Annotated in this window: 12 protein-coding genes; all 12 read right to left on the bottom strand. The window is 68.7% G+C overall.

Translation table 11 applies throughout. From position 1 onward, the window contains the following. Positions 1-10: 10 nt before the first annotated feature. From ACFTSF_RS02705 to ACFTSF_RS02650, 12 genes are read right to left on the bottom strand one after another with little or no spacing between them, the layout of a single operon-like run. Complete coding sequence (locus tag ACFTSF_RS02705) at positions 11-1174, bottom strand: glycosyltransferase (RefSeq protein WP_344148173.1); 1164 nt, start codon at positions 1172-1174, stop codon at positions 11-13. Then, the gene (locus ACFTSF_RS02700) at positions 1164-2651 is read right to left on the bottom strand and encodes a hypothetical protein (protein WP_380152151.1); all 1488 of its coding nucleotides are present in this window, start codon (positions 2649-2651) and stop codon (positions 1164-1166) included. The genes ACFTSF_RS02705 and ACFTSF_RS02700 overlap by 11 nt, the downstream gene beginning before the upstream one ends. Beyond that, the gene (locus ACFTSF_RS02695; protein ID WP_380152150.1) at positions 2648-3949 is read right to left on the bottom strand and encodes a nucleotide sugar dehydrogenase; all 1302 of its coding nucleotides are present in this window, start codon (positions 3947-3949) and stop codon (positions 2648-2650) included. The genes ACFTSF_RS02700 and ACFTSF_RS02695 overlap by 4 nt, the downstream gene beginning before the upstream one ends. A 25-nt stretch (positions 3950-3974) precedes the next feature. Beyond that, on the bottom strand, positions 3975-5120 hold the full coding sequence (locus ACFTSF_RS02690; protein WP_380152149.1) for an acyltransferase family protein: 1146 nt from the start codon (positions 5118-5120) through the stop codon (positions 3975-3977). A 4-nt stretch (positions 5121-5124) separates the two neighbouring features. Continuing rightward, a complete protein-coding gene (gene wecB / locus ACFTSF_RS02685) occupies positions 5125-6177 on the bottom strand; it encodes a non-hydrolyzing UDP-N-acetylglucosamine 2-epimerase (RefSeq protein WP_344148162.1) in 1053 nt (350 codons plus the stop codon). After that, positions 6174-7169 (bottom strand): Gfo/Idh/MocA family protein, encoded by a 996-nt coding sequence (locus ACFTSF_RS02680; RefSeq protein ID WP_380152148.1) that lies wholly within the window; start codon positions 7167-7169, stop codon positions 6174-6176. Before ACFTSF_RS02680 ends, wecB begins: the two co-directional genes overlap by 4 nt. A 1-nt stretch (position 7170) precedes the next feature. Further along, positions 7171-8262, bottom strand: coding sequence for a DegT/DnrJ/EryC1/StrS family aminotransferase (locus ACFTSF_RS02675; protein WP_344148310.1), 1092 nt, complete (start codon positions 8260-8262; stop codon positions 7171-7173). After that, positions 8259-8870, bottom strand: coding sequence for a DapH/DapD/GlmU-related protein (locus tag ACFTSF_RS02670; protein WP_380152147.1), 612 nt, complete (start codon positions 8868-8870; stop codon positions 8259-8261). Before ACFTSF_RS02670 ends, ACFTSF_RS02675 begins: the two co-directional genes overlap by 4 nt. Next, positions 8867-10036 (bottom strand): hypothetical protein, encoded by a 1170-nt coding sequence (locus ACFTSF_RS02665; RefSeq protein ID WP_380152146.1) that lies wholly within the window; start codon positions 10034-10036, stop codon positions 8867-8869. Before ACFTSF_RS02665 ends, ACFTSF_RS02670 begins: the two co-directional genes overlap by 4 nt. 10 nt (positions 10037-10046) lie before the next feature. Continuing rightward, positions 10047-10826 (bottom strand): hypothetical protein, encoded by a 780-nt coding sequence (locus ACFTSF_RS02660; protein ID WP_380152145.1) that lies wholly within the window; start codon positions 10824-10826, stop codon positions 10047-10049. Then, positions 10823-12154, bottom strand: a complete 1332-nt coding sequence (locus ACFTSF_RS02655) for a glycosyltransferase (protein WP_344148150.1) — start codon at positions 12152-12154, stop codon at positions 10823-10825. Before ACFTSF_RS02655 ends, ACFTSF_RS02660 begins: the two co-directional genes overlap by 4 nt. A 17-nt stretch (positions 12155-12171) precedes the next feature. Next, complete coding sequence (locus ACFTSF_RS02650; protein ID WP_344148147.1) at positions 12172-13260, bottom strand: glycosyltransferase; 1089 nt, start codon at positions 13258-13260, stop codon at positions 12172-12174. Between the last annotated feature and the right edge of the window lies 1 nt (position 13261).

The following is a 13261-nucleotide window of genomic DNA, read 5'->3' as shown; positions in this document are numbered from 1 at the left end:
CGGGGCCTTTCTACAGCTCGGAGTAGGCCTTGACGAGGGTTGCGGCGTCGTGTTCCCAGTTGAGTTCGTCGGCGGCTTCGCGGATGCCGGCGGTGTAGACGGGATAGGTCTCGATCAGGGCCCGTACGGCGGCCGTCAGGGAGACGGGGTCGCCGGGGGTGTAGAGGGTGCCGAGGTTGTGTGACGTCACGACTGCTCGGAGCTCGGGGAGATCGGCAGCAACGACCGGTACGCCGGCTCTGACGGCGTGGAAGAGTTTGTTGGGTAGTGCGAGGCGGTGGTTCTCGCAGGTGTTGGTCAGTGTGACCAGCGAGATTCCGTACGAGCGCAGCGTCTCGTCGACCTGGTCGATGGAGCGCTCGGCGACGACCTCGACCGGGCCCAGATCCAAGCGATAGTTGGGATCCACCGACCCCATCAACACGGTCCGGAACGGCGCCAACTGTCGTGCTGCACCGACCACCGTCGGAAGGTCGCGGCCTGCGCCCACGCGGCCGGCGTACAGGAGTCCTTCGGGGCGCTCCAGCGGCGGTGGGACGAAGTCGGCCTTCGGGAAGGTGTTCCGGATGACGCGGACGTCCTTCAGGCCGCGGTCCCGCAGCCGGACGGCGATGCCGTCGGAGACGGTGAAGACGACGCGCGCCTTCGCCGCCAGCGTGGCCTCGAACTGTCGGCCACGCGCCCGCCACAACGGCGTCGGTCGGCCCGGCAGGGCGCGGTCGAACCACAGCTCGTGGCTGTCGTAGACCAACACGGCCTGCCAGAGCTCGGCGTACTCGGCGGCAAGCTCGAGCGTGTTGAAGTCATGCGCGTGTACGACGTCGAACGGTCCGGCGTCGGCTACTCGCGGGGCCGCGGCGAGCCGCCACTGCTTCTCGGTGCGCAGCCGGTGTTCGGGGAGCAGCAGCCAGCGCCCGAAGCGCTTGGCCAGCACCTTCGGCCCACGCCGCCCGTGCCCGACCGCCAGACCTCCCCCACCGGCGCGCAGCCCGGAGGACCGCGACACCGACTCGACGGTGATCTTCGGGCCGATCTCGAAGCCCTCGGGCACGTCCCGCCCGATGATGTGAATCGTGTGCCCAGCATCCGCCAGCGCGGTTGCCTCGCGAAGGATTCGCGAGTCCCCGGCGATCGGAGACTGCGCAATCATCAATACCCGCATGTCACCTGCCACCGAGGAAAGGTAGCAGCGCTGCGACCGCACTGCGGCCATCGTGGAGGTCACGAACGTACGCCGATCCACTGTCGGCCAGCTTCCGAGCTGTCTCGCGCTCGGTCACCAGGCGCTCGATCACGTCCCGAAGGTCGCCCGGAGTGGCTTCCGCGATCGGCAGCTCGGTGGGCAACTGCGCCCGCACCCGGTCCGCGACATGTCCCACAGTCACTCGCCCGGCAGCCATCGCCTCACACGCCAGCACGCCGTACGAGCCCAACGCCAGTTGGTCGACGACGATGTCGGCGGCCTTCACCAGTTCGGCCAGCTCGGCGTGCTTCACACCCTCGACCCGCTGGTACGTGATGAGGCCGAGCGCGTCCAGCTCGGTCAGGACCGGGTCCACGTGCGCCGAGCCCTTCAGAGCGCCGCTGGACGGTGCATGCAGCACCACGGGCCGTTCGCGCTCCAGCACCGGCTGGTCCGACGCCAGAGCGTGCACATCGACGGTCAGTGGCAGCCAGGTGCCGTGGTCGACAAAATCCAGCAGGTCCGGAGTGGTGACGAAGACAGGACCCTCGTACGACGTCAGGTGGCGCCGCAATGCGTCGTTGGCGGCCTGCAGGCGTTGGGTGAACTCGTCAGCCGGGTCCTGGAACGGTGAGTGCGCGAAGAGCTCGCGGTGGCGGGCCGGATCGCGAATTTCCGACCCATGGAAAATCAACCCGTGCTTGATGCCGGCCTTGTCCAGGGTCGGCACGTCAGCAGTCCACAGCTGTCCCGGGAGCTGACCGAACAGCGGCCGCCCCGCCTCGAACAGCACGTGGCTGACCTCAGACAGCACGTACGCCGCCAGGTCGTACTGCCAGCGCAGATCCGCCTTGTACTGCTCGGCCGTCGCAGTGCGGTGCGCAGCGAACTCGTACTTCGCACCAGCGGTGCTGAGCGCCTCTGTCGGCAGCACCTGCTCCAGTGCCTTAGCCCAAAGCCACGCCTGGCCCGCACTGTTCACCGGACCGATCAGCAACCGCCGCTCGTCCGTTCGGGTAGCGCTCTGCTGCCGGGGCGCACCGGCGTCTTGGTGGACGACCTTCAGCGCTCGCTTCTGCAGCTTCGCGCGGTCGGCGGCACGGGTGGCGACGGAGAGCGCCGCCGGGTCCTGTGCGTACACGACATCCGGCTGCAGTCGGTCGATCAGCCCACCGACGGTGAGCTCCAGTTGCTGTGCCTTCGAAGCACGCGGCCGTCGGTCCAGCTTCAGCACCTTCAGCCAGGCCCGTCGTACCAGCTGTTCGAAACGGCCGACGCGCCCGTGGGCCACGTCGGCCTTGAGGTCGAGCAGTGCGACCTTGTGTCGGTCACCGACCTGCGGGTGTCGCATCGGGACATGCACTACCAGGGTGCCGTCGACCAGTTCCTTCGACGACTCCCGGGTGGCCGAAGGCCGGAGCACGATCGTCTGTGCACCGGCCACCACCCGCAGGTCGGGCTGGGTCACTGGCGGACGGACCTTCCGATCACGATCCGCCGGACGCCGGCCCACTTGGCGGCGTCGGTCTTGTCGCGGCCGTCCACGAGCACCGTGATGCCGGGCAGGTCGGCCGGCGACAGCTCGGAGTACTCGGCGTGGTCGGCCTGCAGCACGGCCGCGTCCACCGGCGTGCCCAGCGCGAACGGCGTGAAGCCGAGCTTGGTGAGCTCCTCGTCGGTGTACATCGGGTCGTGCACGAAGACCTCGGCGCCACGGCCCTTGAGCGCCTCGACGGCCGGGAAGACACCGGAGAACGCGGTCTCCTTGACGCCACCGCGGTACGACGCACCGAGGACGACCACCTTGGCGCCCTTGAGCTCGCCGTACGCGCCCTCGAGCAGGCCGATGGTGTAGTCCGGCATCCCGGCGTTCGCCTCGCGGGCGGCGCGGACGACGGTCGCCTCCGGGTCGGTCCACAGGTAGAGCCGCGGGTAGACCGGGATGCAGTGGCCGCCGACGGCGATGCCGGGGCGGTGGATGTGGCTGTAGGGCTGCGAGTTCGACGCGTCGATCACCTGGGTGACGTCGATACCGTTCTGGCCGGCGAACCGGGCGAACTGGTTCGCGAGACCGATGTTGACGTCGCGGTAGGTGGTCTCGGCCAGCTTCGCCAGCTCGGCGGCCTCAGCGGAACCGAGGTCCCAGACGCCGTTGCCACGCTCGAGATCCGGACGCTCGTCGAAGTCCAGCACGGCCTCGTAGAACTCGGTGGCGCGCTTCGCACCCTCGTCGGACAGACCGCCGACCAGCTTCGGGTACTTGCGCAGGTCCGCGAAGACGCGACCGGTGAGGACGCGCTCCGGCGAGAACACCAGGTGGAAGTCGGTGCCCTCGGTCAGGCCGGAGATCTCCTCCAGCATCGGCTTCCACCGGTTCCGGGTGGTGCCGACCGGCAGCGTGGTCTCGTAGGAGACCAGGGTGCCCGGGGTCAGGTGCTCGGCCAGCGAACGGGTCGCGTTCTCCATCCAGCCGAACTCCGGCTCACCGGTCTGCTCGTCGACGAACAGCGGCACCACGATGACGACGGCGTCGCTGTTCGGGATCGCGTCCGCGTAGTCGGTGGTCGCCCGCAGGCGGCCGTCGGCCACGGTCTCGGCGAGCAGCTCCTGCAGGTGGTCCTCACCCGGGAACGGCTCCTGGCCGGCGTTCACCAGCTCGACGAACTTCTCGTTGATGTCGACACCGACGACCTGGTGCCCCTTCGAGGCGAACTGGACCGCCAACGGCAGACCGATCTTGCCCAAGGCAATTACACTGACGCGCACACTGACTCCACTAGATAGTGATTCTTCAACGGGAGCCTCGTAGCTTGAGTTCCAGCGGGTGCTCGACGAACTTGTAGAGCAGCCACGAGGCGAGGATCGATACGGCGCCGACACCGGCGTACCAGGTCAGGTTCAACCACGAAACAGGCTCGCTGCTTCCGTGGAGTTCTCTGATCCCGTACAGCACGGTGGCGTGCACCAGATAGAAGGAGTACGACCACTGGCCGAGCGCGACCAGTGGCTTGCTCCTGAGGAGGGACCGGCCCCCGCGCAGGTCCCGGGCAGCGACGACCAGGATCAAGAAGCCGTAGAGGAGAGTGAGAATCTCCTTCTGCAGCAGGCTGATCTCGGTACCGAACGGCACCTTGCCCGGGTGCCGGAAGGTGTAGGTGAGGACGACCAGGCCGATCCCGATCGCCAGGTACCCGGTCCAGGCCGGCAGCCGGGTGGTCCAGCCGGAACGCAAGGCGATCGCGATCGCGACACCGACCACGAACGCGACCGCGTGCAGCAACGGTGGCGGCAGCGTCGGCAGGTCCACCCAGTTGTACTGCGTCAGTCGGTATCCGCCGGCGATGGCGATCGCGGCCGCCGCGAGGGCGAGCGCTCCGGCCAGCTTCAGCTTCGCGGTAACCCGGTGCAGGAACGGGAAGAACGCGTAGAAGAACGCCTCGATGGACAACGTCCAGGACGCCGGATTGCCGCCGTACAGGATGTCGGGGTTGTTCGACCAGCCGTTCAGCAGGAACAGCGACAACACGATCGCGGTCATCGAGACCGGCTTGATCCAGAACAGGTTCTCCGGCGGATCGAACCGGTAGAACACGAACAGCGCCGGGATCAGCGCGACCACATGGGCCGGGACGATCCGGGCGAATCGGCGGCGGTAGAACGTGCCGGCCGACGTACCGGGCCGGGCCGACCACGTCAGCACGAAACCCGAGAGGACGAAGAAGAACGTCACCCCGGAGGTGCCGAGCTTCAGGAACTCGCGGATCGGCAGCGGGGCCAGATTGCCCATGTGGTGGGTGAAAACGAAGAACGCCGCCCACCAGCGCAGGCCGGTGAGCGACTCGACCCGAGGCCTGAAAACAACAGCTGCCGAGGGCGAGGCGGCCTGTTCAGGATCTCCCTGAACAGGCTGCACTCGGTCCCCGGCAGCCAATGTCATCGAACTACTCGGCGAGCGTGGCGACCACGCGACCGGCCGCGTGACCGTCGCCGTACGGCATCGGGCGCTCGCCCGTCGGGGCCGTCCGAGCAGCCAGCTCGGGCAGCTTGCTCACGTCGGAGGTCAGCACGTTCCAGCCGGCCTCGACGGTCTCGACCCACTCGGTCTCCGGACGCAGCGTGGTGCAGACGCGGCCGAGCAGGAAGGCCTCCTTCTGCAGACCACCGGAGTCGGTGACCACACCGGCCGAACCGATGACGGCCTGGACCATCTCCGGGTAGGCCAGCGGCTCGCGGACGTGCAGCGAACCGTCCGGACGCTCCAGCTTGATACCGGCCTCCGCACACTTCGCGACCAGCCGCGGGTGCGCCAGCAGAACCACCGGGCGCCCGATGTTGGCCAGGCCCTCGATGATCCCGGACAGGTGCTCCGGGTCGTCGGTGTTGTCCGGGCGGTGAATCGTCGCGACCAGGTACTCGCCCTGCTTGAACGGCAGGTCGAGCGGCTTGTCCTGGACTGCATCGCGAACCCGGAAGCAGACGTCGGTCATGACGTCGCCGACCAGCCGCGACTTGTCCTTCAGGCCCTCGTTGGCCAGGTGGTCCATCGCGACCTGGGTCGGGGCGAGCAGGATGTCCGACGCGTGGTCGGTCAGCACGCGGTTGTGCTCCTCCGGCATCCGCCGGTTGAACGACCGCAGACCGGCCTCGAGGTGAGCCACCGGGAGGTGCATCTTCACGGCCGACAGTGCACCGGCCAGCGTCGAGTTGGTGTCGCCGTAGACGAGCACCCAGTCCGGCTTGTGCTCGTCCAGTACGGCGTCCATCGCGGACAGCATCGCGCCGGTCTGCACGCCGTGGCTGCCGGACCCGATCCCCAGGTGCACGTCCGGCGCCGGGATCTTCAGGTCGGCGAAGAACACGTCGGACATGTTCTTGTCGTAGTGCTGACCGGTGTGCACGATCACGTGCTCGTGATCGGTCGCCGCGAACGCCTCGGCGATCGGGGCGAGCTTCACGAACTGGGGACGGGCCCCGACAACGCTCAGGACCTTCATGCGCCGGCGACCTTGATGGTGCGGTCCTCGGCGGCCGACTGGATGACGGCCTCGGCGACGGCAACGGTCGTCAGACCCTGCTGCAGCGTGACGATGTCGGCTTCCTTGCCCAGGACGGCGTCCCGGAACTGCTCGTGCTCGGTGCGCAGCGGCTCGGGCTTGCTGATCGCGTACCGGATCATGTCGCCCTCGCTGACACCGCGGAAGTGCGCGACGTCGTCCCACGCGGTGGCGACCGTGCCGTTGGCGTGGAAGGTCAGGTCGGCGGTCAGGGTGTCGGCGATGAAGGCGCCCTTCTCACCGGTGACGACGGTGAGCCGCTCCTTCATCGGGGACAGCCAGTTCACCAGGTGGCTGGTGACGGTGCCGTCGGCCAGCTTGCCGGTGACGGCGATCAGGTCCTCGTAGTCACGGCCGGACTTGTGCGCGCTCTGCGCGGACACCGTGACGAACGGGGACTGGGTCACCCACGCGGTCAGGTCGATGTCGTGCGTCGCCAGGTCCAGTACGACGCCGACGTCGGCGATGCGGGCCGGGAACGGGCCCTGACGGCGGGTGGTGATCTGGTAGATGTCGCCCAGCTCGCCGGCCTCGAGGCGGACCCGGAGCGCCTGCAGCGCCGGGTTGTACCGCTCGATGTGACCGACCGCGCCGACCAGGCCGGCGGTCTCGAACGCCTTGGCGATCTCGGTCGCCTCGGCCGACGAACCGGCCAGCGGCTTCTCGATCATCGCGTGCACGCCGGCCTCGGCCAGCGCCTTGGCGATCTCGGCGTGGTACTGGGTCGGCACCGCGACCATGCAGTAGTCGATGCCTTCGGCAATCAACTGCTCGATGGTGGAGTGCACCGGACGACCGCCGGCGACACCGAACTTGTCACCGCCCGGGTCCGCGACGGCGACCAGGTCCACGCCGTCCAGGGAAGCCAGCACGCGGGCGTGGTGACGGCCCATCATGCCGAGGCCGATCAGGCCAGCCTTCAGGTTCGCCATCTCACGCACCAGCCTTCGCCACGGTGTTCACCGCGGCCACGATCCGGTTCAGGTCGTCCTCGGACAGCGAGGGGTGGACCGGCAGCGAGAGCACCTCGGCCGCGGCCTTCTCGGTCTCCGGCAGGTCCAGCTCACGCTGGAACGACGGGAGCCGGTGGTTCGGGATCGGGTAGTAGACGCCGCAGCCGACGCCGTACTCGGTGCGCAGCGCGTTGGCGAAACCGTCACGGTCCTCGGTGACGCGGATCGTGTACTGGTGGTACACGTGGCTGGCCTCGTCGGCCACCGCCGGGACGCCGACACCGGCCAGGTTCGCGTCCAGGAAGGCCGCGTTCTCCTGCCGCTGCTTGGTCCAGCCGCCGACCTTGGTCAGCTGCACGCGGCCGATGGCGGCGTGCAGGTCGGTCATCCGGTTGTTCAGGCCGACGACCTCGTTCTCGTACTGCTTGAGCATGCCCTGGTTGCGGTACAACCGCATCTGCCGCTCGAGGTGCTCGTTGGCGACCGAGTTCATGCCGCCCTCACCCGACGTCATGTTCTTGGTCGGGTACAGGCTGAACATCGCGAAGTCGCCGAAGGTGCCGACCGGAGCGCCGTTCCAGGTCGCGCCGTGGGCCTGGGCCGCGTCCTCGTAGATCGCGATGCCGTGCTTCTCGGCGATCGCCTGCAGCGCGGTCATGTTGGCCGGGTGACCGAACAGGTGCACCGGCATGACGGCCTTGGTCTTCTCGGTGATCGCGGCCTCGACAGCGGCCGGGTCCAGGCAGAAGTACGTCGGCTCGATGTCGACGAAGACCGGGGTCGCACCGGTCAGCGCGACGCTGTTGGCGGTCGCGGCGAAGGTGAAGGACGGGACGATGACCTCGTCACCCGGTCCGACGCCCGCGGCCAGCAGGCCCAGGTGCAGGCCCGAGGTGCCGGAGTTCGTCGCGACGCACGCCCGGCCGGAGACCAGCGCTGCGCCGAACTCCTGCTCGAACGCCGCCACCTCAGGACCCTGGGCGAGCATGCCGGACTGCATGACACGGTCGACAGCCTCGCGCTCCTCCTTCCCGATGATCGGCTTCGCGGCCGGAATCGGCTGCACCATCAGTTCTCCTCCTGTGCTTCATCGGCCGGCCGCAGCCGCCCGTCGGTTTCGATGTAGAGCTCGCCCGTGTTCGGGCATTTCCACTCGCCGTCCCCGACAGCGAGCAGCGGTACGCCGGCTTTGCCGACCCACTTGAGATGACGGGCCGGGACGCCGGCGACCAGCGAGAAGTCCGGCACGTCCTTGACGACCACGGCACCGGCCGCGACCGTCGCCCAGCGGCCGACGGTGACCGGCGCCACGCAGGTGCTGCGCGCACCGAGCGAGCAGCCTTCCTTCAGCGTCACACCGACCGGCTCCCAGTCGTGCCCGCTCTTCGGCGTCCCGTCCGGGTTCACCGCGCGCGGGAAGTAGTCGTTGGTCAGCACCACGGCCGGGCCGATGAAGACGCCGTCCTCGAGCGAGGCCGGCTCGTACACCAGCGCGTAGTTCTGGATCTTGCAGTTGTCGCCCATCCGGACCCCGGTCCCGACATAGGCGCCACGGCCGACGATGCAGTTCTTGCCCAGTACCGCGTTCTCGCGGACCTGGGCCAGGTGCCAGACCGACGATCCGTCGCCGATCTGGGCGCGCTCGTCGACGTCGGCCGACGGGGCGATGCGGGTGGTCACAGGGTCTCCTTAACAGTCAGCCACTGGCTGAGGACTTCGGCTGCGCGACGACCGTCGTGCAGCTCCGCCACGAACTCGGGCCCGGCTGCCGCCTGCGCGGCAGCGGTCTCGGTGTCAGCGACGAGATCGCCGACGACGTCACTCAGCGTGTCGTCGTCCGCCTCCACGATCGGTACCTCTCGCCCAGTCAGACTACGCACCCGCGAGCGCAGGTCCGAACCGACGTACGAGACGACGATCCTCCCGGCTGCGAGGGCCTCGGCCGCGGCCACGCCGTACAGGCCGATTCCGAGCTGATCTACAACGATGTCTGCGGCGCCGATCACATTCGGCATCTCCGCGTGCGGTACGCCGGTGATCCGCCGGTATTCGATCAGTCCGCGCTCGTGCAGGCCGGTCAGGACCTCGTCGATCCGGGCCGTGCCCTTGAGTTTCGCGCTGGACGGCACGTGTACGACGATCGGACGCTCGCCGGTGAACAGCGGACGAGCCGCCGCGGCCCACGGTGCCGGGTCGATGACCACCGGTAGCCAGTGGGCCTTCGGGACGTCGATGAGCAGATCGGGGGTGGAGACGAAGACCGGCAGTCCGAGGGTCTCGACCAGCGCGGCATGCCGGCGGGCCTGGACCTCGAGTTTGTCGGTGAGGTCATCACCTGGGGTGAACGGCGAGAACCGCTCGCGGGCCGCATGGCGACTGGGCAGCCGGATGTCGGACCCGTGGAACAGCAGGGCGACCTCGACCCCGGCCGCTTGCAGTACGGCGATATCCGCGGCCGCGTCGGGGTGGCCGCCGTACCCGAGGAGCGGCCGCAGGGACTCGATCAGGACGTGGGTGTAGTTGCTCACAACGTGTTCGCGCTGGGCACGAGCCCAGCGCGACTGGTTCCACCATGCCTGCGGTACGCCGTAATCGTCGGCGAACCGGAAGGCCGCCGAGCGATGCAGGGCGAACGCGTCGGCCGCGACCCCGGGGATCGTGCGGGCCGCGCGGGCCCACTGATACCCCTGACCGGCGGAGTTGGTCGGTCCGACCAGTAACCGCACCGGGGTCGTGGCCACCGGCGGGAAGGCCGGCAGTGTCGCGTAGGTGTAGCGCAGACCACGCAGACGCGCCCGGACCGCCTTCGCGGTCCGGGCAACTGGCGTCGGCAGATGGCCGGTCATGGACATGACCTCAGTGACCTGCCGGAACCTTGAGCTGGTCGAGCTCGCGGCGAGCGGCGGGCAGACCGAGCACGACCGGCCGGTCCGGCCGCTCCTGCCCGAGGTGCCAGCCGGCCCAGATCGCGTTCGCGTCCAGCGCGATGACGACATCGGCCTGCGCCAGGAACTCGCGCACGTCGGGACGGCTCTGAACGCGCTTCCAGTAGGCCTTGCTGAGGTTCTTGCTGGTCCGCGAGGTCCGGACGAACTTCACCGGACCGATCTTGTTCGCGGCCCGGCCGACCTTGCGGCGCACCTTGCGGTACCGCCAGCGCACGGCCTGCTTCACCCGGGCCGTGCCCCACGGCATCGGCTCCGGCCGCTTCTTCGGGTGGTGCCCGTGGCCGTGACCATGACCGTGTCCGTGGCCATGACCGTGGTCACCGTCGGCGTGCTGCTCGGCCGCGGCCGGCGTCAGCTCGTCACCGGTGACGGACTTCGGGTCCGAGACGGATTCCGGCGCGATCACGGCATCCGGCGACTCGTCGAACTCGTCTCCGTCGTCCTCCGCGTCCTCGTCGTACTCGTCATCGTCGTCGAAGTCGTCGTACTCGTCCTCGGCGGTCGGCATCCGGCCCGGGCCGATCAGCGTGAACGTGTTGACCTTGTCGTCGACGACGTCGATCGGCGCCAGCCAGCCGATCACGTCCAGGACCAGATCGTCGCCACCGCCGAGGTCCTCGCGAATGGTGTCGAAGTAGTCCGGCTTCAGCCGCTTGGTGCTCATCAGCACAACCTTCTGCTGAGTCATGCGTGCACCTCGCTCTTCTTCTTCACGACGTCGGCAAGCGCTTCGATGCGCGGGTCCATGACCAGGTCCCGCCGGTAGCCGGCGCCGAACTCGCGCGCCTTCTGGCGGATCCCTTCATCGGCCGTCCGAGCCGCGTGCGCGGCCTCGATCAGCGCCGCGGCGATGGCCTCCGGCGTCACGTCGGTGACCGGGAACCAGAGCGGATGACCACGCAGTACGTCGGACGCCGCGTTCTCGGGGTCGTGTACCGACACGACCGGCAACCCGGTCGCCAGGTACTCGAAGACCTTGCCGCTGGTCACGTACTTGCCCTTGCCCAGCATCAGCAGCTGGACGTCGAACTCGTCGTACGCCTTGGCGATCTCGGCCTTACCGACCGGGCCTTCGTAGCTGACGCCTTCCGCGGAACCCGAGTTGATCGCGGCCAGCATGTCCGGCCGCGGCACCGCGTAGTACCCGAGGTAGCCGTGGATCTTGGCCTTCGCGTCGGCCAGCTCCTCGGACTGCTCGACGGCGATCTTCCAGCCGTCGACGAAGTCCTGCAACGGAACCTTGGGCGACACGGTTCCGACGTACCCGAAGGTCAGCGGGCGATCGACGACCGCTCCCCGGTCCTGGGTGTCCGGGACCAGCTCCGGGTCGAAGCCGTTGGCCACGACATGCATCTTGCCCGCCTGCTCCGGGTAGAGCTCGACGTGCCACTCCTTGATCGGGTCGTTGACGAACCAGACCTCCTGAGCGGCGTCGACCAGCTTCTTCTCCCACTTCGCGGCCCGGCTGTTCGGTTCGTGCAGCCGATTACCGCTGAAGACGTCGAGCAGCCAGGCGTCGCGGTAGTCCATCACGTAAGGCACGTTCGCCTTCTCGTGCAGGTGGTACGCCGCCGTGAACGCGACATGCGGGTTCGCGGTCGCGACGGTCAGGTCGACCGGGTTCTCGGCGTGGATCCGGTCCGCGGCCTCTTCGATCACCGAGCGCCAGGGGCCGTAGCCGTGCTCGGGGAAGGGGATCAGGTCCTGCTTGTTGCGCCACTTGCTCCACAACCGCGGGTTGCGCGCCCGGGCCTTGGGCCAGCGGCGCAGGTCGGTCTCCATGACCGGCCAGTCGAAGGGCACCCGGACCACCTCGACCGAGGGGTCGACCCTGTCCTCAAGGGTCGCGTCGGCTCCGGTGAACCGGTAGAAGGTCTCACGCTCGGCCGTCAGCACCGTCACCTTCCAGCCGAGCGCGGCGAACCGGTTCGCGGTTGCCAGCGCCCGGTACACACCGCCACCCCGGCAGGGGGGAAACCCCCAGGCGACGTACAACATGTGTGGGCGGTCGGTCATGCCCGTCCTCTCAGGAGTCATGCTCTCAGCAGGTTCAGGATTGCGTCGGCCAATTCGTCGTACGGCGTCGTGGTGGGCAGATTGGCGGCCGCCCACCGGATCGCGTGGTCACGCAGTTTCTCCAGCTCACCGGGGTCCGCGGACCAGCGTCGCAACGTCTCCGACGCCTCGGCCACCGAGTCCACCAGGACTCCGCCACCGGACTCCTCGATCACCCGGGTCTGCCGTGGCAACCGGGTGGACAGCACTGGGAGACCGCTGGCCAGGTACTCGTAGATCTTCGACGGCATCGCTTCCACGAACGCCGGGGTCGGCTGCAACATGGCCAGGCTGGCCCAGGCACCCTGGGTCAGCCGCCAGGCGTCAGCCGGTGGCTGACGGCCGTGCAGGCGGACCCGCCCGGCCAGATCGGCCCGGTTGATCCGGACCTCCAACTCGTCACGGTCGCTCGGCGCCACCGGTCCGACCAGGTCCAGCGACCAGTCCGGAGCCGCGGCGACCGTCTCGACCATGTCGAACAGTCCACGGCTGGCGCGCAGGTCCCCGACGTACACCGCGCGCGGCGTGCCCGTGGGCGGCGTCGGCGCGAGGAACGGAATGTAGGGAAAGTTCTGCACAACCAGGCGTTGTTTCGCCTCGTGCGGGGCAAGGTGGGAATCGGCGACAACTGTCAGGTCGGCGCCGGCCGCCAGCTTGGAGCTGGCCCGGACGATCATCCGGGCCGGCAGTCCGGCCGGACCCTTCGCCCAGGCCCGGTCCGCCAGCAGGCGGGTGTAGTCCTCGTGCACATCGGCGACCATCTTGCGGCGCCGCAACGTGGTGACGAGCCGCGTCACCGGGATCATGTCCGGGTCGACCGTCATCACCACCTTGGCCTTGGTCCGCCACGGCAGCACCGCCGTCCGGGCCAGCCGCTGCACCAGGTTGCCGCGCGGACCGGCGTGCACGACAGCGCCCGCCGGACCACCCTCAGGCTCGCCGAGGCCCCACAGCTCGACACTGAGGTCGCGGTGCTGCAGGGCCGCGGTGATCTTGTGCAGACGCGCATCGGCGACGTCGTGGCCGGTCGTGATGATGCCCACGTCCGGCGCTGTCCTGCCAGGCATC

The sequence above is a fragment of the Kribbella sp. NPDC056951 genome (assembly GCF_042674205.1).
In the GTDB taxonomy this organism is placed as follows: domain Bacteria; phylum Actinomycetota; class Actinomycetes; order Propionibacteriales; family Kribbellaceae; genus Kribbella; species Kribbella yunnanensis.
This window is presented reverse-complemented; position numbering and strand designations above follow the sequence as displayed.